Source organism: Hyphomicrobium sp. NDB2Meth4, from assembly GCF_900117445.1.
Classification (GTDB): domain Bacteria; phylum Pseudomonadota; class Alphaproteobacteria; order Rhizobiales; family Hyphomicrobiaceae; genus Hyphomicrobium_A.
In genome coordinates this window covers 13,138-32,114 of the sequence record NZ_FPEJ01000012.1, presented here as the reverse complement: position 1 = coordinate 32,114, position 18,977 = coordinate 13,138, and the positions used below count along the sequence as shown (strand labels likewise).

The window sequence follows — 18,977 nt, the reverse complement described above, 5'->3', positions numbered from 1 at the left end:
GCTTCGAACCAGATGTTGCGGCGGCCACGCCGACCGCGGAGAGAACCGTGACCTCGAAGGGCAATACCCAACCTTGACAAAGGAGGCGCGATTAGAGAACGGCACCCCGTTGGCAAGGACTTTCTGGTCTGTCGCGCAGAGCTGGTCGGTAGCGCCCATGTGTCCGGCCTTTTTGCTCGGCGCGAACACCGATGGCCTTCATGCTATCCGCAAGATCAGCTCCCGATCAAAAGCACGCGCTCGAGGCGCCCTGGGACAATTGGGTTTTGCTGATCTCGGTGGTCGACCGTTACTGCATGACTTACCTTTTGCCCTCTCCAACCTCGTGAAGCGCGCCCGTTGGGCCCGCTCGTTCCTATGCGGCCTGTGGCACTGGTTCGTGATAAGCACCGCCGCGCGCCATCAGCACCCATGCGATCCGCGCCATCTTGTTTGCCATGGCGACGGCAGCGATCTTGGTCGTGCGCCGCTGCAGAAGCTTTAGCAGCCACGGCCGGCGTGTGCCGTGACGCTGCGCGTATCGGATTACCGCTAGGCCACCGACGACGAGTAGCCATCGCAGGTAGTGGTCGCCGCGCTTCGATATCCTGCCTAGACGCTCTTTGCCGCCGCTCGATGATTGCTTCGGCACCAGACCGATGAACGCTGCAAAACTCCTACCATTCTTGAAGCTGGAAGCATTGCCGACAGAGGCAACGAGCGCGCTCGCCGCAAGGGGGCCAATGCCGGGAATCGTGGCGAGGCGTTTGCTTGCCTCGTTGGACTTGTGCCAAGCCATCACCTGCCGGTCGAGCTCAAGGATCTGGTTCTGCAACAGGTGATACTGATCGGCCAGGCACATCAGTGCGCGGCGTGTCACATCGGTTATGCGAGCATCTTCGCCCGAGACGATCATGTCGATAAGTCGGGAGAGCCCAATCCGGCCGATGTTTTCTGTGATGCCAAACTCCGCGAGATGCGCTCGGATCGTGTTGCCCATCCGGGTGCGATGCGTGATCAGCGTGGCTCTGGTTCTATGCAGCACCAGAACGCTCTGCTGCTCAACGGTCTTCGTCTCGGCAAACCGCATATTCGGGCGCGTAACTGCTTCGCAGATCGCTTCGGCATCGGCTGCATCGTTCTTCTGTGTCTTCACATAGGGCTTCACGTATGCCGGCGGCATGAGCCGGACCCGATGGCCGAGCTTCTCGATCGTGCGGGCCCAGTGATGCGCGGTCGCGCAGGCCTCGATGCCGACCAGACAAGGTTCGAGCTTCGCAAAGAAGGCCTCGACCTTCCCGCGGCGGAGCTCACGGCTGAGGACCTTCTCGCCATGTGCGTCGACGCCGTAGGCGTGAAAAACATTCTTAGCGATATCGAGGCCGACTGTGACTGGCTGCACCATCTGACTTCCTCCATCTCATGCCCGAAAACCATACCGTCTTCGGGCCGGGTGATGGATGCCGTCCACAGCATCAATAGCGGTCATCGAGCACTCTGAGGATGACGCAGCTGATCAGGTCCGCCCTTGGGGGTAGAGCGACCAGAGTCGCCGAGCGCCTGGCGGGCGTTCATGAACTCCGATGCCCTCAACATCTCACGCGAAATAGGCGTGTGCCTTCGACTGGCGTCAATCCCAATACGCGCGCCAAATCTTCTATCCCCGTGCGTCGTTAAGCGGAGCGGCAGCCTTCCGATACGCCTGCCGTACATCCTCGCGCGGGTGCTGCCCAAGAAAGCTGAGTATGGCGTCCAGCTTCTTATTTTCCTGATCCAGCACTTCCGCACTCGGAATTTCTATTCCGTGGACGAGCTGGTTCCGGACTAAGCGCAGATGCCGGAAAACATCCTGGTTCACTCCGATCTTGCCTAAGAGCTCGGCAGACACTGACAACCGCGCCGAAGTCCTCTGGCTTGTGGGGACCAGTATGGTGGTCGTGCGCTCAAGCACAATCCAGTTCGACAAAAAGCTTCCGATCTGGTCGCGAAGGTCGGCTGTTTCCAGTGTCTCACCGACACCATAAATCGTCGGAACCAAACCGGACTGCAAACGAACATAGTCTTGGGATAATTCGGGCCGATCACTCAGAATGCGCGTCACAACTTGATCCGAGATTGGCTCAGCGTCAGGCAGTGGATCGACTTCCGCGAGTAAGCTGTCTATTGCGGCTTTGTTGGCCAAGCCAGCCCGCTGGAGGATGTTCCATAAAATGTCGACCCGTCCAACGTCGGGCTCTTGTCCCTCCACTGCAAAACGCTTGTGAAGCAAAGCGGCAAGTTCGAAATGGCTGCCGATTGGCGCGTCTTCCTTCCCCAATCGTCGCTCACTTGACTTCTGCAGCCTTTCAAGCGCGATCTCTCCCGCCAGCACAAGGCCGTTGATCTGGTCAAGAATGGCGAGCTCGTCCTCCGAGAGTGCTCCAGTCGTCGGCTTGTACGTGAGATCATGGTCGACCTCAGACCAAGCGTGCATCAACACCGATCCGAGCTGAACTTCTATGAGTGCCTGGGCGTATGCTTTTTCATTTTTGCCAAGGCTGTCCTCCTTCAGTCTCAATCGGAAGTGACTGGCGTGGTAGCCGCTGAAGCGTTTTGATGTAGCGACAGGCTCGGCATCGCGCGGGAAATTCTTCTCCACTGCTACCACAAAATGCTCACGCAAAAGCTTGCTGACCGCATCTCTATCGCCAGGAAAGTACAGCGCTATGCGAACCCCGGCGCGATCGACGATATCGCTCTCTATATCGGCAACGGTCTTGTAATTCTTGCTCTGATGCCGACGCACCACCTTGTCCCGTAGCTTCGGGATTTCTTTGGCTCGTGATGTCACCATCGCCCGAATGCCCGGTCGCCCGATCAGGACTTCGCACGTCTGCTGACAAAGTTGTGCCGCTTTTAGGTAGTGATCGCGCTCCCTAGCGTACCGTCCGATGAAGTCAGTCAGTAAGCTTTCGAGCGCCGCATCGTTTGCAGCCATGTTGTGTTCGCCGAATCAATTGGCTCGTCGCGTCTCGAACTTTAGCTCAAACTCTATCGAGATGTCCCCTCCTGGCCCTTCGCACGCCGCGCTGCTGACTTCTGTTTTAGATCTCCCAGCAGATGTCGAACGGCACCGCGCAACAGCACCCGACCATCCATCCAACCAGTTGAAATTGCCCAGTTGTGCTTGCTTTAGGGGACGCACGCTGTGCCGGTAAGCTGTTGAGAGAGCCGGATTTCCTAGAACGTCAAGATTGGCTGTACCGTGCTTTGTACCGTGCATCGAAGATGCGACGGCATGGGACGCCCTGGGTGCACTAGTATGCTGTCCGATGCGGGTTCGAGGGTCGGGGCATGGCGACGGGTATCACCAAGCGCTTTGAGCTTTATGCGGCCCTGATGGAGGAACTGAAGGTCCGCATTGAATGCATCGAACAGGCGCTAGCAGGACGCACGGGGTTTCCCCCGCCCATCGTGCGGGAGTTCTGTTATCTGCAGCTGAGGTTGCTGTCCGAACTGATCGCGCTCAGCTGCCTCGTCGCTCACGGGGACATCGCTGGACTGCAGTCGCACAAGTCAGGGCGAGCATGGTCGGCGGATGAAATCCTGAAGAGGCTGACCGAGCTGCGGCCACACTTCTATCCCATCACCGTGAAGCAAACGAAAGCGGAGAAGGAGGAAAAGGGCGTCAATTACCACCTTACCCCGGTGGAGCCGTCGCCTCTGCCCAAGGACGAAGTGCTGAAGCTGTATGCGAAGACGCATCCACATCTGCATAGGGGGAACCTGAGAAAGCTCTTGTCGGCGAAGACACCGCTGGAGATGGAGATCAACGCGCCTGAGATTAGGCAGTGGGTTGGGAAGTTCCGATTACTGCTAGGCACTCATATGATCGCCCTCAACGAGGAGAACGTGATTGTCTGCTCGATGAAGGATGAAAAGGGCAACGTGCAAGTTGCTGTCACTCGTAAGAAATTGGCTAAGGGGTGAATGTGCTCCGCTTCAGCGGAGCTTTTGCGATCAGGAAATTGCAAATGAAGAATATTGAGCGCTTTAATCTGTATGCTGCGTACGTGCTGGGCAAGCTGTATGACCAGTTTCCCGTCGCGCGAGCGATAGATACCAAGGATGTTATTGAGGCTCTCAAGCTTCCACCACAGAAGCCCGACCCAAAGCAAAACGCTGAGAGCATGGAGCACGCGTTCGTTACGCACACGCTTCAGTGGCTCGTGGATACTGGCTATCTGATTATGCGGGAAAGTGGCACCCACGTGAAACGATACGTGCTGTCGCCGAAGGCATTCGAGGCGCTGAGTGCAACGTTAAGTGCGCTGGAAGGCAAGAAGTCCGAAGCGAAGGAAAAGAGTGTTGGCGAGGTCTTGTCCGACGCGGCAACCGGCGCCGGAAAGGAAATGGCGAAGGAAACGTGGAAGCAGGTTTCTTCGCAGATCGTCGGCCAGGTAATCGGACACGCTGTAAAAGTGATTTCAGGTCCGGGCTAACGGCTCCGGGTTCTCGTAGACGTTGCCGAGGACTTCGCATTGACTGTCTCGCGCTGTCATGCGGAAAGGCGACCACAGTGGCCATATTTTGCTTTTCCCGAATTGCATGACGAGGACCACCGCCGGATCGCGGTGCAGCGTGCGTTGCGTCAGCGTAGGAGGCGTCAGTCCTGCAGTGGGGAGACGGCGGCGCCGGCTGCAGTCGCAAGCCCGCGCGAGTTGCTCGGCGACTCTGTCAACGAAATTGGTTCCATCGCCAGGAGGCCGATGTCTGCTGCTGAAGTTAGTGCGGGCCTGGCCGACGACGCCTGTTAGGCACGCATATTCTGTTGGTCGAAGTCCGCAATCTCGGCAATACGACGATCCATGCAATGACGGCTTCGCCGAGTTTGCGGACATCGACCCGATACATCGGCCTCCTTACCGAGGCTTGGCCGACACGGCTGCATGCCCCTTAGTAGGAGACATCGTCTCCCGAAATTGAAGTGCAAAAGATGCGAACATCAGCACTCAGTCGACGTGCTCGAAAAGTAAGAATCGCAGCGAGGCGGGACGCCGATGGCCGCTCCGTCTCCTAACGCCACGACGCGCCTTCACGGATTGGATTTCGTCGGCGCGCGATTTAGTGCTTCGGCCCGCCCGCGCACGGCGACGTTGAAATCCTGAAAGCCTCGCCGTGTGGCCGTGTCGAGGCGCGTCCAGAGCAGAGGCACAAGCAGGCCGCCGAATACTTCGCCGTGTGTGAGGCGTGTGCCGCCAGTGGGAAGTGGCGCGAGCTGAAAATAGTGCTCGCCTGAGAAGAGGAAACTTGCGCCGAGAACGCCGCGCCAACGCAACTCGTAAGGCGTGCAGATTAGAACCTGGGGGCGAATCTGCATTGCGCCGCCACCATCGTCGAGACGAACTGAAAGACGCCCTCCCGCCCTTGGGCTCCCCTCGACGCTCATAATGAAACGGCTCCACTGCGGATAGGCGGAAAAATCGGCAAGCACCCGCCAGACCTGTTCAACCGGCGCGGCGATATCGATCTTGGTTTCAATGGCACGGCTGCTCATGAATCCTCATCCTTAAGTACCCTTACCGGGCAGTTAGAATCTCTGACTCCCCCGTCGGCGCCGCGACGATCTGGCCGCTTCAATCGCGTTCTGGAAAGCCCGCTCCCCCATGGCATTGATCAGGGGGCGACCGAGCGCCGCGTTGACCGCGAGCCGCAGCGCACCGGCATCTGCATCAGCCAGCGCATCAAAAGACTCGACCCCGATCAGCTCCAGGAAATCGGCGGTGCGCGGACCGCACAATGGCACCGCCTCAATCTTTGCACGCTCCGACTTCGGCAGTGGCATCGGATGACTCCGTCAGCGTTATTGCACCACAGCGCCTCATGCGCGCTCGTAGATTTTCACGATTTGGGCAGGATGCACGCCGCCGAAATACAACGACAGACACCGCAGGTTTCTGAGAACGCGCCGCGCATAACCGTGCGCATAGCGCTCGGCTGACGTCACTGCCGCAATATCAAGGCAGCGCAGCCGCCGCCGGCCAATCCGGCCGATGATGTCCACGTCCTCCATGACCGGAAAGTCGCTCCGGTAACCGCCAATGCGATCATAGAACGCCTTCCGGATCAGAAGGCCCTGGTCTCCATAGGGCAACGCAAGGAGTGCGCAGCGTAAGGCGACAAACGCTTCGATGCACCTCGACTGGAAGGACGGGCTGTCATGGCGAAACCTGAAATAGCCGGCAACATCCTTGTCGGCGTGGGTTTCCATAAACCTCCGGACGACCATTCGCCAGCCACCGCTCAGTACAGTGTCCGCGTGTAGGACGAGGACCCACTCCCCTCTGGCCTCACGCACGCCGCTTGACAGGCATGCACCCCTGCCCAGCGGAGCATGGACGACGCGAATTCCGGCTTCGGGCCGTGCCTTGGACATCTCCTGGAAGGCGGGCGTCGCTATGATGATCTCAACGTCATCGATGCCTCCTCCATGGATCAACGCTGCGAGACAGCGATCCAAGAGCGGATGATTGCACCTTAGCGGAATCACAACGGAGAGGACGATAGTCGCGGAATGCATGCTGTTCGCGTTCTGATGCTTCATTCCTTATTCGGTCTGGCGAGGCGTGAGGTTGCACGCCTGCATGGCGCGCTCATGCGAATCTTCCGATCCCTTCTCCATTCGAAGGGCTGGCTCAGGGCCTCCCCTGCTGCGCATAGCACTTCCGTAACCTTTGCCGCCCCCTCCGCGAAACTCCCTTCGCAAGCCAGTCGCGGAGGATGGATGTCGATCGAAGAAGCGAGAAGCACGGCGCACCGCGCTGAAGTCGAAAGCAATTCCGACATTGAGGAGATTTGCGAGCGCACGCTCCCTGCCAAGTTCGGCAATCAGCACTTTACAGTCTGCGGCGAAAGGCGGGCTCATGCCCCCTTCCGGGGCTACGCGACGCTTTGGTTCAATACCGGAACCCTCTGCAATCTCGCTTGTCACAACTGCTACATCGAGTCCTCGCCCAGAAACGACCGGCTTTCCTATCTCACGTGCGGCGAGGTGCGGAGGTTTCTGGATGAGGCCGCAAGCTTGCCCGACCGGCCGGCCGAGATCGGATTCACAGGCGGCGAGCCATTCATGAATCCGGAGTTTCCCGCAATGCTCGAGGACAGTCTTGCGCACGGGTTTACCGTCCTCGTCCTGACCAATGCCATGCGGCCGATGCAGCGGCGCAAGGATCAGCTCCTGGAGCTTGTGCGGCGATTTCCCGATCGCCTGGCCATCCGCGTGTCGCTCGATCATTTCGAGCAGTGCGGGCATGAAGAGCTTAGGGGCCCACGAAGCTGGCAGCCGACGATCGACGGTCTGCGCTGGCTCTCCAAGAACGGCTTCACGCTTTCGGTCGCGGGACGCACAGTGTGGGGCATGACCGAATCCGAAATGCGTCGCGGCTACGCTGCGTTGTTCGCAGCGCTTGGACTGTCGCTTGATGCGGACGATCCCGCACAGCTCGTGCTGTTCCCCGAGATGAACGAAGACTGCGACGTGCCGGAGATCAGCGAGGGGTGTTGGGAGAAGCTCGGAAAGTCCCCATCCGATGTCATGTGCTCCAATTCGCGCATGGTTGTGCGACGCAAGGGATCCGACCGTGCTTCCGTAGTGGCGTGCACGCTTCTGCCCTATGCCGAGGCCTTCGAGATGGCCTCCACCCTCGATGGCGCGCGCAGCTCGGTGAGCCTCAACCACAGGCACTGCGCACGTTTCTGCGTTCTCGGCGGCGCGTCCTGCGCGGGTCCGCGGTGAGGCGCAGATGCTGGAGACAATAAAGGCTGACATTTGCGTCATTGGAGGCGGCTCGGCTGGACTGTCCGTCGCAGCGGGTGCGGCCCAGATGGGCGCCAGGACGGTGCTCATTGAGGGGCATCGCATGGGTGGCGATTGCCTCAATACCGGCTGCGTACCCTCAAAAGCCCTGCTGGCGGCCGCGAAAGCCGCTAAGACCCTACGCGGCGGCGCGCGCTTCGGCATCAACGGCGTCGAAGCGCATGTGGATTTCGGCGCCGCCAATCGCCATGTGCATGACGTCATCGGCGCCATCGCTCCGCACGACTCGGTCGAGCGCTTCATGGGCCTGGGTTGCCGGGTTATCGAGGCGCGGGGGCATTTCATCGATCGCCGTACTATTCTCGCCGGAAGCTACAAGATCCGCGCGAGGCGGTTTGTGATCGCCACCGGCAGCAGCCCATTCGTGCCACCGATACGAGGACTCGAGGCGGTCCCGTACTTCACCAACGAAACGATCTTCGATAACGCGGTTCTCCCCGAGCACCTCATCGTGATTGGCGCCGGACCGATCGGTTGCGAGATGGCACAGGCGCACCGGCGCCTCGGGGCCCGGGTGACGGTGCTCGACCTTGCTCGCATGCTACCGAAGGATGATCTCGATGCCGTCGACGTGGTGCGTCAGCAGTTCATCACCGAAGGCATCGAGACAGCCGAGGCCATCAGAATCGAAAAAGTGGAAAGGACCGCCTCCGGAGTTGCTGTCCTGCTGGGCGGCGACAACGCGCGGCGCATCGAAGGCTCGCACCTGCTAATCGCAACGGGTAGGCAGGCCAATGTGAGGCACCTTGGGCTCGATGAAGCGGGTGTGCGTTACACGCCTAAAGGCATCGAGGTCGATGCGCGCCTGCGCACGTCGAATAAGCGCATCTTTGCCGCAGGCGACGTGATTGGCGGCTATCAGTTCACGCATGTGGCGAGCTATCACGCCGGCATCGTCCTGCGAAATGCCTTGTTCCGCCTGCCTGCCAGGAACGCGCCGAAAGCGTTGCCGTGGGTAACCTATACCGATCCGGAGCTCGCGCAGGTCGGACTGAACGAGGCCGACGCCCGCAAGTTGCACGGGGACGGCGTTCGAGTGGTCCGCGCCGAGTTTGCGGAGAATGACCGCGCGCAGGCGGAAGCTGCCACGCAGGGCTTTCTCAAGGCGGTCGTTGGGAGAGGCGGACGCATTCTCGGCGCAACGATCGTCGGGCCGCACGCCGGCGAGCTGGTTCTGCCCTGGGTGCTGGCGATCTCGAAGGGGCACAAGATCGGTGACATGGCTGGCGTGATCGCTCCCTATCCGACACTGAGCGAGATCTCAAAGCGCGCCGCTGGGAGCTACTTCACGCCCACACTCTTCTCGGCACGGACGCAGTGGGTAGTGCGCTTTCTAGGAGCATTCGGATGACACTTGGACGCATTCTGCCACTCATGGTTCTCATTGGCCTGATCGTTGCGGCCTTCGCCCTTGATCTCGACCGCTATCTCACGCTCGATGCCCTCCGCGAGAACCGGGTCTCGCTGCTGGAGGCCGTCGCGCGATATGGGAGTTGGGCCGCCATCGCCTTTGTGCTGGCATACGCCGGTATTGTCGCCCTGTCCTTGCCGGGCGCCACCATCATGACGCTTGCCGGCGGGTTCCTGTTCGGCGTCCCCCTCGGGGCGTCGTTGACAGTGGTTGGTGCCACGCTCGGAGCGACAGCGCTCTTTGTCATAGCGCGCTCCGCTGTCGGCAACGCCTTGCGCGAGCGTGCAGGTCCGTTTCTCGGGCGCATGGCCGAGGGGTTCAGTAGAAACGCCTTCAATTATCTCTTGTTTCTGCGGCTCGTCCCGGCGTTTCCGTTCTGGGCTGTCAATCTGGCTCCGGCTCTCCTGGGCATGCGCCTGCTCCCCTACGTGATCGCCACGGCAATCGGCATCATCCCTGGCACCGTCGTGTACTCCGCCTTCGGCGCGAGCCTGGGCAACGTTTTCGACGCCGGCGGCGACGTGCACCTCAAGGACGTGCTCAGTCCAACACTGATCGCCGCTCTCGTCGGTCTGGGCGTGCTCGCGCTCTTGCCGGTCTTCTTGAAGAGGGGCGCAGGAAAGGGCTCGCCGGTTCAGGATCATGCGCCATAGCCGCCATCTCGTGATCTTCACACGCTATCCCAGCTTCGGCACAGGCAAACGCCGGCTTGCAGCGGGTGTTGGCGCGGCCACGGCGCTGCGCTTTCAGCGGGTCAGTCTCGCCCATACCTTGCAGCACCTGGGCTCGGATCGGCGCTGGAGGATCTGGCTGGCCGTGACACCCGATCGATCGGGCCCGTGGCCGTCGCAGTACGGATTCATCCCGCAAGGCGAGGGGGATCTTGGAACGAGGCTCCAACGCGTCTGCGCGGCGCTGCCGCGAGGATCCGTGCTTGTGATCGGCAGCGATGTTCCGGGACTCACCCGCGATCTCATATCGCGCGCTTTTCATGCACTCGAGGGTCACGAAGCGGTCATTGGGCCCTCGGGGGATGGCGGCTATTGGGCCATCGGACTGCGCCGCCGGCCCACCATGCCCGATCCGTTTCGCGCGGTGCGATGGTCGACGGAGTACGCGCTCGCGGACACCCTATCCAATCTCGTAGGGCGCAGCGTGGCTAGACTCCCGCAGCTCGACGATATCGACGACGCGAACGCGCTCGCGCTGCATCCACGATGGGAGCGAATGCATGCGCGTTGTCGCGGCTAATCCCATTTCCGCGTATCCGTGGTGGGTTCGGCTCTTCTTCTGGAAACAAAGGCGCACCTACGGCCAGGTACTCGACCCTGGACTCCTGTGGGCCAGGTCTCCCCGCGTGTTTGCCCCGGTCGCTTTGCTCTATGGCGCCCTCGACCGCGCGTCATCGCCCCTGCGCCCCGCCCTCAGATCGCTCATCACAGTGCGCGTCTCGCAGATCAACCATTGTGCCTTTTGCGTCGACATAAACTCGGCGACGCTGGAGAAACGCGGTGTCCCTGCGGACAAGATCGAGCAGCTCGGCCGCTGGCGCGAGAGCGCGCTATTCAGCCCCGAGGAACGCCTCGCACTCGAGTACGCGGAAGCGATGACCATCACGCGCCCCGGTGTCTGCGACGACCTGCGCCGGCGCCTCAAGCAGATGTGGGACGATGATACTATCGTCGAACTGACGGGCCTCATCGCATTTCAAAATCTCTCGTCGAAGTTCAATGCAGCGCTTGACGTCCCTCCGCAGGGGTTTTGTACGTTGCAGGGAGGGGAGCAGCGACGACGATGAAGGCCGTGTCGGTCGGCATGACAACAATCATTACGAATGATCGGGGACGCCATGCATGGACGGTCGACCCTGCGCCAGGTTATCTACCTGGCCACCACTGATGGCGTCCCGCGCACCTCCCTCAGCGTCGCACTCGTCGTCGGAAGCCTCTTGAACCTGATCAATCAGGGCGATGTATTGCTGGGAGCTAAGCCAGTCATCTGGCCGAAGTTGGTGCTCACATACCTCGTCCCCTACGGCGTGAGCACCTATGGAGCCGTCGCCGTCAGACTGAGACACGAACGGCGCCATACCTGAAGCGGCGAGACGTCCTATTCCGCCTATGCTTCGGCGATCTGCACAGGGGGACAGGGTATCGAGCCGTAGCTGCAAAACACGCAGCAATCGCCGGGACGCGGCTTCATCTCAAGGCCGCACCGCTTGCAGTTGTAGACGTATTGGCACGCGTCCACCGGCATCACCTCAGTCGCGATGAACCCACACCGCGGGCATATGATTTCGCTCTCAAGAATGGGGACTTGCTCATTCGGCCCTCGCATCGCGCACGTGTTTGGTTGAGCGGGTCAGGATGGTCGATGCCGATGCCTCTTCATCTGCATTCGATGCTGCTTTATGCGCCTGAAACCGCTGCCACGTCACCGTGACCCGGGTTCCGACCGGGATCTTCGGATAGAGGTCAAGGACATCCTCATTGTACATACGGACGCAGCCCTTCGAGACGGCCTGCCCTATCGTCCACGGCGCATCGGTGCCATGAATCCGGTACGTCGTAGCGCCAAGATAGAGCGCGCGTATGCCAAGCGGGTTCATGGGGTGGCCACCCGGCACCCAGGAGGGGAGGCGTGGATTCTCACGCTTCATGTTGGCCGTTGGCGTCCAGGCCGGGTTCTCGCGCTTCATCGAAACGACCGTTCTGCCTTCCCAGCGACTCTGTTCGCGGGGTACCGCGATCGGATAGCTCGTCGCGCGTCCCTTCCGGATGACGTGATAGAGTCGGCGGTCCGCGAAGCTTACGATGATCTCACCGGCCTCGAAGTCGTGGCTGAAGGAAAGCGTATGTCGGCCGCCACCGTGTTCGCGACCGCCTCCCCAGAAATACGCGATCAAGTCTTGTGCGTAGGCTGGTACCGGCGCCGTCGCGACGAGCACGGCAGCCACGCATGAAGGTAAGCAACGAAGCGGACCGCGATGACCTAGCTTGCGCATTTTTGGATCTCCGTGCAGCGCGTCGACTACGCCCTGCTTCGGTTCTGTCCCAAAAATGGTTTCATCAAGAATAGAGCGGGTCAGGGGAACTACTGCGCGGTGTAACCCCGCGCCAGGGTGGCGCGAATAGCCAAGCCGCGAACTCCTTTGCCGCCGTCGCAGGAGATCCTATGTCAAGTGCTATCCAGCTCAAGGCGGGAGATACCGCCGATCTTGAATGCCTTTCAATACCGAGTCTCAGACGCATGTCGCGCGCCGCCGATGAGGTCCTCGAGGCTCTGCGGGTGCTTGGAAAGGCGGGAACAAATCCGGTGGCCCAGGTCCTTAGGCATCAGGGCGAGTTCATCGAGCTCGATCATTATCCCAAGGGCGACATCTACGACGACGAGACGGGGGCGCAGTACTACTATCACGCGCATCGCCCGGAAACCGGCGAGCATGGTCACTTTCACACATTCCTTCGTGCGAAGGGGATGCCGTTTGACATCGAGCCAGTGCCATATACGGGCGGAGCTGATCGGCCGCTCGACGATGATGCCATTTCCCATCTGATCGCGATCGCCATGGACAGCAGGGGACTGCCGACCGCACTCTTCACGACCAACCGATGGGTGACGGGGGAGACTTTCTATGCCGCGGACGCCGTCATCGCGATGCTCGATCGGTTCAACATCGATCACGCCTATCCGTGCCTTGCCACCAATCGGTGGATCACAGCGGTGGTGCGGCTATTCCGGCCGCAGGTCGAGATCCTTCTGCGCCGGCGCGACACGGCTATAGAGGACTGGCAGCGCCGCTACCCCGACGGCGACGTCTTCGAGGATCGCCGGCTCGAGATAACCTCGGAGCTGCCGATCGACATCGACGCGCAGATCGCGTGGGTCGATGTTGCGCTCGAGACGCGCACTGGCGCCAGCGAGCGCGTTGATCGCGTGCTTCCAGAGTAACCTGCACGCCTTCCGGTACGAACAAGTGGGTCGTTCGCAAGACGAGCCCAGTATCGGAGACCGACAATGCGCAAGATGACCAAGGCCCTCCTTGGGGCCGTCGCCCTTCCTGTTGCCATCGCCGCCTCGAGCTCTTCGGCTATCCGCGCCGCCTGTGGCCCCTGCCGGCCGAGAGCATCCAAACCCTGCAGCCCGTGCGCGGCGGGACGCTCCAAGTCCGCGTCCAATCCGTGCGCCGCCAAGGGGCCTTGCGGAGCGAAACAGCCCGCCAATCCGTGCAATCCGTGCGCAGCCGGCGATCTCGCAGTACCCAAGCCATCCGAGGTTACGCGCCCGGCCGGCACCAAGCCCTTTGCTGGCGATCGCGCCCGGCTGCTTCAACTTGGCGAGAAGCTCTACAGCGACGCGTCTCTCAGCACGAACGAGACGGCGTGCACCAGCTGCCACAGCGACTTCATGGGCTTCAATGACAGCTTCAAGCAGCCCTATCCGCACAAAGTCCAGATGCCGGACGAGGTTTCCGGCATCGCGTCGATAAGTGCTGAGGGCATGGTTCAGTTCTGTCTGATACGGCCGATGATGAGCAAGCCGCTGCCGTGGGACTCCGAGCAGCTCGCCGCCCTCACGGCCTATGTCGAGGAGCAGCAGAAAACGTACGCAAAGCGCTGACGAGTGCACGCGTGTGGCTTCGCCGTCGTGTGTAACCTTCCAACCGGCAGCCGAGAAGTACATCGCGATCCACGACACCAAGCAATCAAGGGAGAAGAGAGGAATGCGTAAGCTTACAAAATCGCTGCTCGCGGCATCCGTTGCTCTGCCGTTGGCGGCCGTCGCTGCGGAAGTGTCACCGGCCCGGGCCGCTTGCGGTCCGTGCAAACCCAAGGCCGCTCATCCTTGCGGTCCGAAGAAGGGCGCCTGCAATCCCTGCGCGGCAAGGAAGGCCTCGAATCCCTGCAATCCATGTGCGGCGAAGAAAGTAGGGTCGCCCTGCAATCCATGCGCCGCAAAGAAATAGAAAAGAAAATTAGAGACGCGTCCGTCGCATCTCGATGACGATCTGCCCATCCCCGATTCGTCATTCCTCAAGGCGCTCGTCCCCGCTAGCGCCTTGCCGGCGACGCGACCCTGCGCCCTTCGGGCGTAGGTGAAGCAGGGAGCCCGCGACCGCGCGGAGGCAAGCGCGGTGCGGGCTTCCTGCGAAATCTCGCAGAACCTCAACGCGAGCGTCGCGCTTTCGCGCTCAGCCAATGGCCCACCGACAGAAAGATGATGATGCCTGTTTCTATTGCCCATCCATTCGCTCGCGTCGCCATTATGCAGCTAACGCTTGTGATCGCTTGCGCTCTGACCGTGGGAATATTGACACGGGCAGCACACGCTGCCGAGCCCAGCGAGCTTCTGCGCAAGGCAGCAATCGGCTCACCCGCGACCGTCGACCATTCCGCCTGGGACCGGCTGCTCAAGCAATATGTCAAGACCGGCGCCGATGGCATCAACCGCGTCGATTATGCTGCCTTCAAGAAAGGCGGACAGTCACAACTCAAGGAGTACATTCATGCCCTTGAAGCGACCGATCTCGCGAGCCTCGACCGTCCCGAGCAGTTCGCGTTGCTCGCCAACCTGTACAATGCCAAGACCGTCGACATCGTGCTCAATCGCTACCCGATCGCATCGATTAAGGACATCTCGCTCGGCGGTAGCCTGTTCGCATCCCTGACAGGTGGACCCTGGAAGGCCAAGGTTCTGCACCTCAAGGGCGTCGAGCTCAGCCTTGACGATATCGAGCACGGCATCCTGCGCCCGGTCTTCAAAGATCCGCGCGTGCACTATGCCGTCAACTGCGCGTCCGTCGGCTGTCCGAATCTTCAGCCTGAGGCGTTCACGGGTGCCAGACTCAGCGAGCAGCTCGACGTTGCTGCAAGAGCCTATATCAATCATCCGCGCGGCGCGGCCGTTGCGGAAGGGCACCTCGTCATCTCATCCATCTACAATTGGTTCAAAGCTGACTTCGGAACCTCGGACGATAATGTAATGCGGCATCTCAAGGCCTATGCCGATGCACCACTCCTCAACCAGTTGAAATCCGTAATGGCGATCACCGGGTACGACTACGACTGGAGCCTCAATGACATCAAACGGTGATCGCCTGAGACGGTCCGCATGAGATGTCTTCTCTATATGGCCGTTATCGCGTTGACCGCAGGGAACCTTGTTCGAACCGCAAGCGCCGAGGATCGAATCCTTGCCGATCCCGCACAAATGCTCTCTGCAGCAAGGCGCGCTGCATTCCGAGGCGTCAACAGCTACACAGTCGAGAGCGGACCCGGCGGTCCTTTCCTTCGCAGCACGCCGCACGGCACTGCGTCTGGTCTCTACCAGGAGCTCGACATTGAGGGCCGTGATCTCCGTGCTGTTCGCTGGAACTGGCGAGTCGATATCCTCCACGCCCGCGCTGACGTGAGGGACATCGCACGCGAGGATTTCGGTGCGATGCTGATGTTCGTCTTTGGGGAACCCTCGTTTTTCAACCGCGATGTTCCGACGCTCGCGTATGTCTGGACCTCGACGCCGATTGCCAACGGCACGATGCTGCCTTCGCTGCGCTTTCAGTCGTTGCGCTATGTGCAGCTGCGCGGTCGCGCCGATATCGGTCGCTGGTTCACGGAAACCAGGGATATTTCCGCTGACTTTCGCGCCGCCTTCGGTTACGAGCCGACGCGGCTGCGTCACATCGCTATCTTCAATGACAATGATCAGACTGGCGAACCGACATCCGCTGTCTTCGGGACCGTTCGGACCATTGGCAATGGCCCGGCCTGGATCCGATCAGAGAGCGCCCGGTAGATTTGGCTAGGGCCGCTGCTCGCGCCGAGTGCTAAGCGCCGCCGTCTCCTCGTTGATGCAGCGCGCGCTCCAGCTCTCCGATCCTCATGAGGAGTGGTTCCGTCGCGGCTTCGACCTCCGCCAGCGTGAATCTCTGGGTTATGTGTTGCGAACAGTTCCAATCGAATGCTTCGACGCTGATCAACAACCCCCGCTCGACCTGGGCCCGGTATGCTGGAAGCACCAACCGCTTCAGAGTTTCGTTGTCAGACGGGTCGAGAATGCGCGCCTGGCCAAGAATCTTGAGGCGAGTCTTGCTCGCGTAGTCCATGAGAAAGAGCGAAACGCGATCGTCCGACTTGAGGTTTCCGACGCTGATATACTGGCGATTGCCGCGAAAATCGGCGAATCCAAGCGTCCTTTCATCGAGTACCTTGAGGAATCCTGACGGGCCGCCCCTGTGCTGGATGTAGGGCCAGCCCGTCTCGCCTACGGTCGCCATGTAGAAGCTGTCGCGCATGCCGATGAAGGCAGCCTCCTGCGGACCGAGAACGTCATGATGGTCCTCTCCCACTTCGAAGCGAGCGTAGGATGCGCGGCTGCCTTGCGCCTCCTGCTCGGCCTTGACGTTCGGCGTGAACGCCAGTTCTGCAAATTTGTGGCCCATGGCGATCGTTCCTACGGCTATGTCAATTAAAGCCCGAGATCACTCAATCCTGGATGGTCATCGGGGCGTACGCCGAGCGGCCAGCGGTACTTCCGCTCGTCTTCCGTGATCGCGAGATCGTTGATGCTGGCGAAGCGCCTTTGCATCAGACCATTCGGATCGAACTCCCAGTTCTCATTTCCGTATGAGCGGAACCACTGGCCGTCGCTGTCGTGCCATTCGTATGCAAAGCGTACGGCGATACGATTGTCGCGGAACGCCCACAGCTCCTTGATCAGCCGGTAGTCGAGCTCTCGAGACCATTTGCGCGTAAGGAAGGCGATGATGTCATCACGGCCTCTTGGGAACTCGGAGCGGTTTCTCCATTGGCTGTCCAACGTGTAGGCGAGCGCCACACGCTGTGGATCACGAGTGTTCCAGGCGTTCTCGGCAAGACGGACCTTCTCGATCGCCGTTTCCAGGGTGAACGGCGGCACGGGCGGTTTCATTTCCATGGCGGGCTCCTTCGATAGGAATTCGATTTGAGCGGGCTCTGCGGAAGAGACGGCCGCAGAGCCCTGCGGCGTTGGGCCATGCTTATCGTTCGGCCTTCTCGATCAGGGCCTTTCTGCCGAGGAAGTCTCGGATGAGCCGAGCTATCTCGGGACCATTCGTCTCGAGCGCAAAGTGGCCCGCATCCAGGAGATGCAGTTCCGCGTCAGGCAGATCGCGCTTGTAGGGCGCCGCGCCATGAGCAACGAAGATCTGATCGTTCTTGCCCCAGATGATGAGCGTGGCCGGCTTGTGCTTGCGGAAATAGGCCTGCCACTCGGGATAGAGGGGGACGTTGGTCCGATAGTCGTAGAAGAGATCGAGTTGGATCTCCTGGTTGCCCGCGCGGTCCAACTGCGCCTGATCGTGCGTCCAGGTGTCCGGGCTGACGAGCGAGGTATCGGGTACGCCATGGGTATACTGCCACTTCGTGGCTTTGAGGGACGTCAGCCAACGAAGCGCCTCGCGGTCCGCCTTGTTCCCTGACGCCCAGTATTTCTGGATGGGCTCCCAGAACTTCTGCAGGCCCTCGACGTAGGCGTTGCCGTTCTGAACAACGAGCGCAGTTACGCGGTCAGGGTGCCTGGCAGCCAGCCGGAAGCCGACGGGAGCGCCATAGTCCATGACGTAAAGGGCGTAGCGCGAAACGCCGAGCTTGTCGGTCAGGCCATCCACGAGCTTGGCGAAGTTGTCGAACGTGTACTTGAACTCTGACCGTTCGGGGGTGGCGCTCTGGCCGAAGCCCGGATAGTCCGGGGCGATAACGCGGTACCCGTTTGCGAGCGCCGGAATGAGATTCCGGAACATGTGCGAAGATGTCGGGAAGCCGTGCAGAAGCAGGATCACCGGGGCATCGGCACGACCTGCCTCTCTGTAGGCAACCTCGATGCCGTCGATGCTCGCAGCTCGGTAGTGGACCTGTAGTTCCACCGCCTCGACGGCAGGGGCGGCCGCCAGTGCGGGCGCGGGGCCAACGAACGCGAGGGGCAGTGCGATGCCGGCCATCACAATTGCAGAGCGCAGGGGCAATTTGGATGTCATATGGTTCAGCATTTTGAACTCCATGAATGGGACTAGACAGGCAAGTGCTCAAGCAGCCTTGAGCACCGGCGCTGCTGGGAAATCGACCGCCGTATTGGCGATCTCGTTGAGGTAGTTCGTGAGCGTGTTCAGCGCGACATGGGCGACGATCTCGACGATCTCAGCGTCGCTGAAGCCCGCAGCGCGGACGACCTCGATATCTGCGGAGCCGACCTGGCCGCGCTTGGCGACAACGAGAGCCGCGAACTCGACGGCGGCACAGGCTTTTGGATCCGCCGACGTTCCCCGGCGATTCTTCTCTATCTCGCCCTCCGAAAGTCTCGCGACGTTCTTGCCGAGATAAGAGTGCGCGGCCAGGCAATAGCCGCAGCCATTAATCTCGGCCACCGCCAAAGCTATGCGCTCACGCGTTGCGGCGTCGAGTACGCCGCGTGCAAGAGCGCCGCTGAGGCCTACATAGCCTTCGAGAGCGGCTGGGCTGTGGGCGAATGTCCGGAGCATGTTCGGCACAGTGCCGATCTGCTTCTTGACACTCGCAAGCAGCGATTGCGAAGCCGCTGGTGCTGCTTCGAGGTCGAGCGGTTCAATTCGTGTCATGTGAGCATCCTCCTTCTTCTTTCGACGTGCTGACCGCCATTTCATCGACGGCACGCGGAAGATGCGCTCTGGGAGCGATTGAAAGAATGCGCTACCTGTGCAAGATATTATTGCGCAGATCG

Annotated in this window: 23 protein-coding genes; 12 read left to right on the top strand and 11 right to left on the bottom strand. The window is 60.7% G+C overall.

Annotated elements, in window-relative coordinates; all coding sequences use genetic code 11:
• Window positions 1-355 precede the first annotated feature (355 nt).
• Both NDB2M4_RS14985 and NDB2M4_RS14980 read right to left on the bottom strand, forming a co-directional pair.
• A complete protein-coding gene (locus tag NDB2M4_RS14985) occupies window positions 356-1,384 on the bottom strand; it encodes an IS110 family RNA-guided transposase (protein WP_072376513.1) in 1,029 nt (342 codons plus the stop codon).
• Between the two features lie 252 nt (window positions 1,385-1,636).
• Window positions 1,637-2,956, bottom strand: a complete 1,320-nt coding sequence (locus NDB2M4_RS14980) for a RelA/SpoT domain-containing protein (protein WP_072376511.1) — start codon at window positions 2,954-2,956, stop codon at window positions 1,637-1,639.
• 356 nt (window positions 2,957-3,312) lie between these two features.
• On the opposite strand from NDB2M4_RS14980, the gene NDB2M4_RS14975 reads away from it, so the two are divergent.
• On the top strand, window positions 3,313-3,948 hold the full coding sequence (locus tag NDB2M4_RS14975) for a hypothetical protein (protein ID WP_072376509.1): 636 nt from the start codon (window positions 3,313-3,315) through the stop codon (window positions 3,946-3,948).
• 44 nt (window positions 3,949-3,992) lie between these two features.
• A complete protein-coding gene (locus NDB2M4_RS14970) occupies window positions 3,993-4,460 on the top strand; it encodes a hypothetical protein (protein ID WP_072376507.1) in 468 nt (155 codons plus the stop codon).
• A gap of 593 nt (window positions 4,461-5,053) precedes the next feature.
• On the opposite strand, the gene NDB2M4_RS14965 is transcribed toward NDB2M4_RS14970, so the two are convergent.
• From NDB2M4_RS14965 to NDB2M4_RS14955, 3 genes are read right to left on the bottom strand one after another with little or no spacing between them, the layout of a single operon-like run.
• Window positions 5,054-5,515, bottom strand: a complete 462-nt coding sequence (locus NDB2M4_RS14965; protein WP_072376505.1) for an SRPBCC domain-containing protein — start codon at window positions 5,513-5,515, stop codon at window positions 5,054-5,056.
• A gap of 33 nt (window positions 5,516-5,548) precedes the next feature.
• Window positions 5,549-5,803 (bottom strand): hypothetical protein, encoded by a 255-nt coding sequence (locus NDB2M4_RS14960; protein ID WP_072376503.1) that lies wholly within the window; start codon window positions 5,801-5,803, stop codon window positions 5,549-5,551.
• 36 nt (window positions 5,804-5,839) lie between these two features.
• On the bottom strand, window positions 5,840-6,562 hold the full coding sequence (locus NDB2M4_RS14955) for a glycosyltransferase (protein ID WP_083556419.1): 723 nt from the start codon (window positions 6,560-6,562) through the stop codon (window positions 5,840-5,842).
• A 180-nt stretch (window positions 6,563-6,742) separates the two neighbouring features.
• Between NDB2M4_RS14955 and NDB2M4_RS14950 the strand changes: the two genes are divergently transcribed.
• From NDB2M4_RS14950 to nrtS, 6 genes are read left to right on the top strand one after another with little or no spacing between them, the layout of a single operon-like run.
• On the top strand, window positions 6,743-7,753 hold the full coding sequence (locus tag NDB2M4_RS14950; protein WP_083556417.1) for a radical SAM protein: 1,011 nt from the start codon (window positions 6,743-6,745) through the stop codon (window positions 7,751-7,753).
• A 7-nt stretch (window positions 7,754-7,760) separates the two neighbouring features.
• Window positions 7,761-9,185: a dihydrolipoyl dehydrogenase family protein gene (locus NDB2M4_RS14945; RefSeq protein WP_072376501.1), complete on the top strand. Its 1,425-nt coding sequence runs from the start codon at window positions 7,761-7,763 to the stop codon at window positions 9,183-9,185.
• Window positions 9,182-9,898, top strand: a complete 717-nt coding sequence (locus tag NDB2M4_RS14940; RefSeq protein ID WP_072376499.1) for a TVP38/TMEM64 family protein — start codon at window positions 9,182-9,184, stop codon at window positions 9,896-9,898. Before NDB2M4_RS14945 ends, NDB2M4_RS14940 begins: the two co-directional genes overlap by 4 nt.
• Window positions 9,888-10,496: a TIGR04282 family arsenosugar biosynthesis glycosyltransferase gene (locus tag NDB2M4_RS14935; RefSeq protein WP_072376497.1), complete on the top strand. Its 609-nt coding sequence runs from the start codon at window positions 9,888-9,890 to the stop codon at window positions 10,494-10,496. Before NDB2M4_RS14940 ends, NDB2M4_RS14935 begins: the two co-directional genes overlap by 11 nt.
• A complete protein-coding gene (locus NDB2M4_RS14930; RefSeq protein ID WP_072376495.1) occupies window positions 10,477-11,043 on the top strand; it encodes a carboxymuconolactone decarboxylase family protein in 567 nt (188 codons plus the stop codon). The genes NDB2M4_RS14935 and NDB2M4_RS14930 overlap by 20 nt, the downstream gene beginning before the upstream one ends.
• A 51-nt stretch (window positions 11,044-11,094) precedes the next feature.
• Window positions 11,095-11,340 (top strand): nitrate/nitrite transporter NrtS, encoded by a 246-nt coding sequence (gene nrtS, locus NDB2M4_RS14925; protein WP_072376528.1) that lies wholly within the window; start codon window positions 11,095-11,097, stop codon window positions 11,338-11,340.
• A gap of 23 nt (window positions 11,341-11,363) precedes the next feature.
• On the opposite strand, the gene NDB2M4_RS20515 is transcribed toward nrtS, so the two are convergent.
• Together NDB2M4_RS20515 and NDB2M4_RS14915 are read right to left on the bottom strand one after the other, a co-directional pair.
• Window positions 11,364-11,582 (bottom strand): GDCCVxC domain-containing (seleno)protein, encoded by a 219-nt coding sequence (locus NDB2M4_RS20515; RefSeq protein ID WP_072376493.1) that lies wholly within the window; start codon window positions 11,580-11,582, stop codon window positions 11,364-11,366.
• Window positions 11,566-12,249: a L,D-transpeptidase gene (locus NDB2M4_RS14915; protein WP_083556415.1), complete on the bottom strand. Its 684-nt coding sequence runs from the start codon at window positions 12,247-12,249 to the stop codon at window positions 11,566-11,568. The genes NDB2M4_RS20515 and NDB2M4_RS14915 overlap by 17 nt, the downstream gene beginning before the upstream one ends.
• 170 nt (window positions 12,250-12,419) lie before the next feature.
• Here NDB2M4_RS14915 and NDB2M4_RS14910 point away from each other — a divergent pair, with 170 nt between their 5' ends.
• The 4 genes from NDB2M4_RS14910 to NDB2M4_RS14890 all read left to right on the top strand — a co-directional run bounded on the left by NDB2M4_RS14910 (window position 12,420) and on the right by NDB2M4_RS14890 (window position 16,040).
• A complete protein-coding gene (locus NDB2M4_RS14910; RefSeq protein ID WP_072376489.1) occupies window positions 12,420-13,196 on the top strand; it encodes a DUF6969 family protein in 777 nt (258 codons plus the stop codon).
• A gap of 66 nt (window positions 13,197-13,262) precedes the next feature.
• A complete protein-coding gene (locus tag NDB2M4_RS19855; protein ID WP_083556413.1) occupies window positions 13,263-13,865 on the top strand; it encodes a cytochrome c peroxidase in 603 nt (200 codons plus the stop codon).
• 690 nt (window positions 13,866-14,555) lie between these two features.
• A complete protein-coding gene (locus NDB2M4_RS14895; RefSeq protein WP_171988116.1) occupies window positions 14,556-15,338 on the top strand; it encodes a DUF547 domain-containing protein in 783 nt (260 codons plus the stop codon).
• Window positions 15,339-15,356: 18 nt separating this feature from the next.
• Window positions 15,357-16,040, top strand: coding sequence for a DUF3047 domain-containing protein (locus tag NDB2M4_RS14890; protein ID WP_083556409.1), 684 nt, complete (start codon window positions 15,357-15,359; stop codon window positions 16,038-16,040).
• A 31-nt stretch (window positions 16,041-16,071) separates the two neighbouring features.
• On the opposite strand, the gene NDB2M4_RS14885 is transcribed toward NDB2M4_RS14890, so the two are convergent.
• The 4 genes from NDB2M4_RS14885 to NDB2M4_RS14870 form a co-directional block, all read right to left on the bottom strand.
• Window positions 16,072-16,686, bottom strand: coding sequence for a pyridoxamine 5'-phosphate oxidase family protein (locus NDB2M4_RS14885; protein ID WP_072376483.1), 615 nt, complete (start codon window positions 16,684-16,686; stop codon window positions 16,072-16,074).
• 26 nt (window positions 16,687-16,712) lie between these two features.
• A complete protein-coding gene (locus tag NDB2M4_RS14880; RefSeq protein WP_210186561.1) occupies window positions 16,713-17,174 on the bottom strand; it encodes a nuclear transport factor 2 family protein in 462 nt (153 codons plus the stop codon).
• Window positions 17,175-17,262: 88 nt separating this feature from the next.
• Window positions 17,263-18,270 carry an alpha/beta fold hydrolase gene (locus tag NDB2M4_RS14875; protein ID WP_072376523.1) on the bottom strand — a complete coding sequence of 336 codons (1,008 nt, stop codon included), beginning with the start codon at window positions 18,268-18,270 and terminating at the stop codon, window positions 17,263-17,265.
• Between the two features lie 36 nt (window positions 18,271-18,306).
• Window positions 18,307-18,855: a carboxymuconolactone decarboxylase family protein gene (locus NDB2M4_RS14870; RefSeq protein WP_072376479.1), complete on the bottom strand. Its 549-nt coding sequence runs from the start codon at window positions 18,853-18,855 to the stop codon at window positions 18,307-18,309.
• Between the last annotated feature and the right edge of the window lie 122 nt (window positions 18,856-18,977).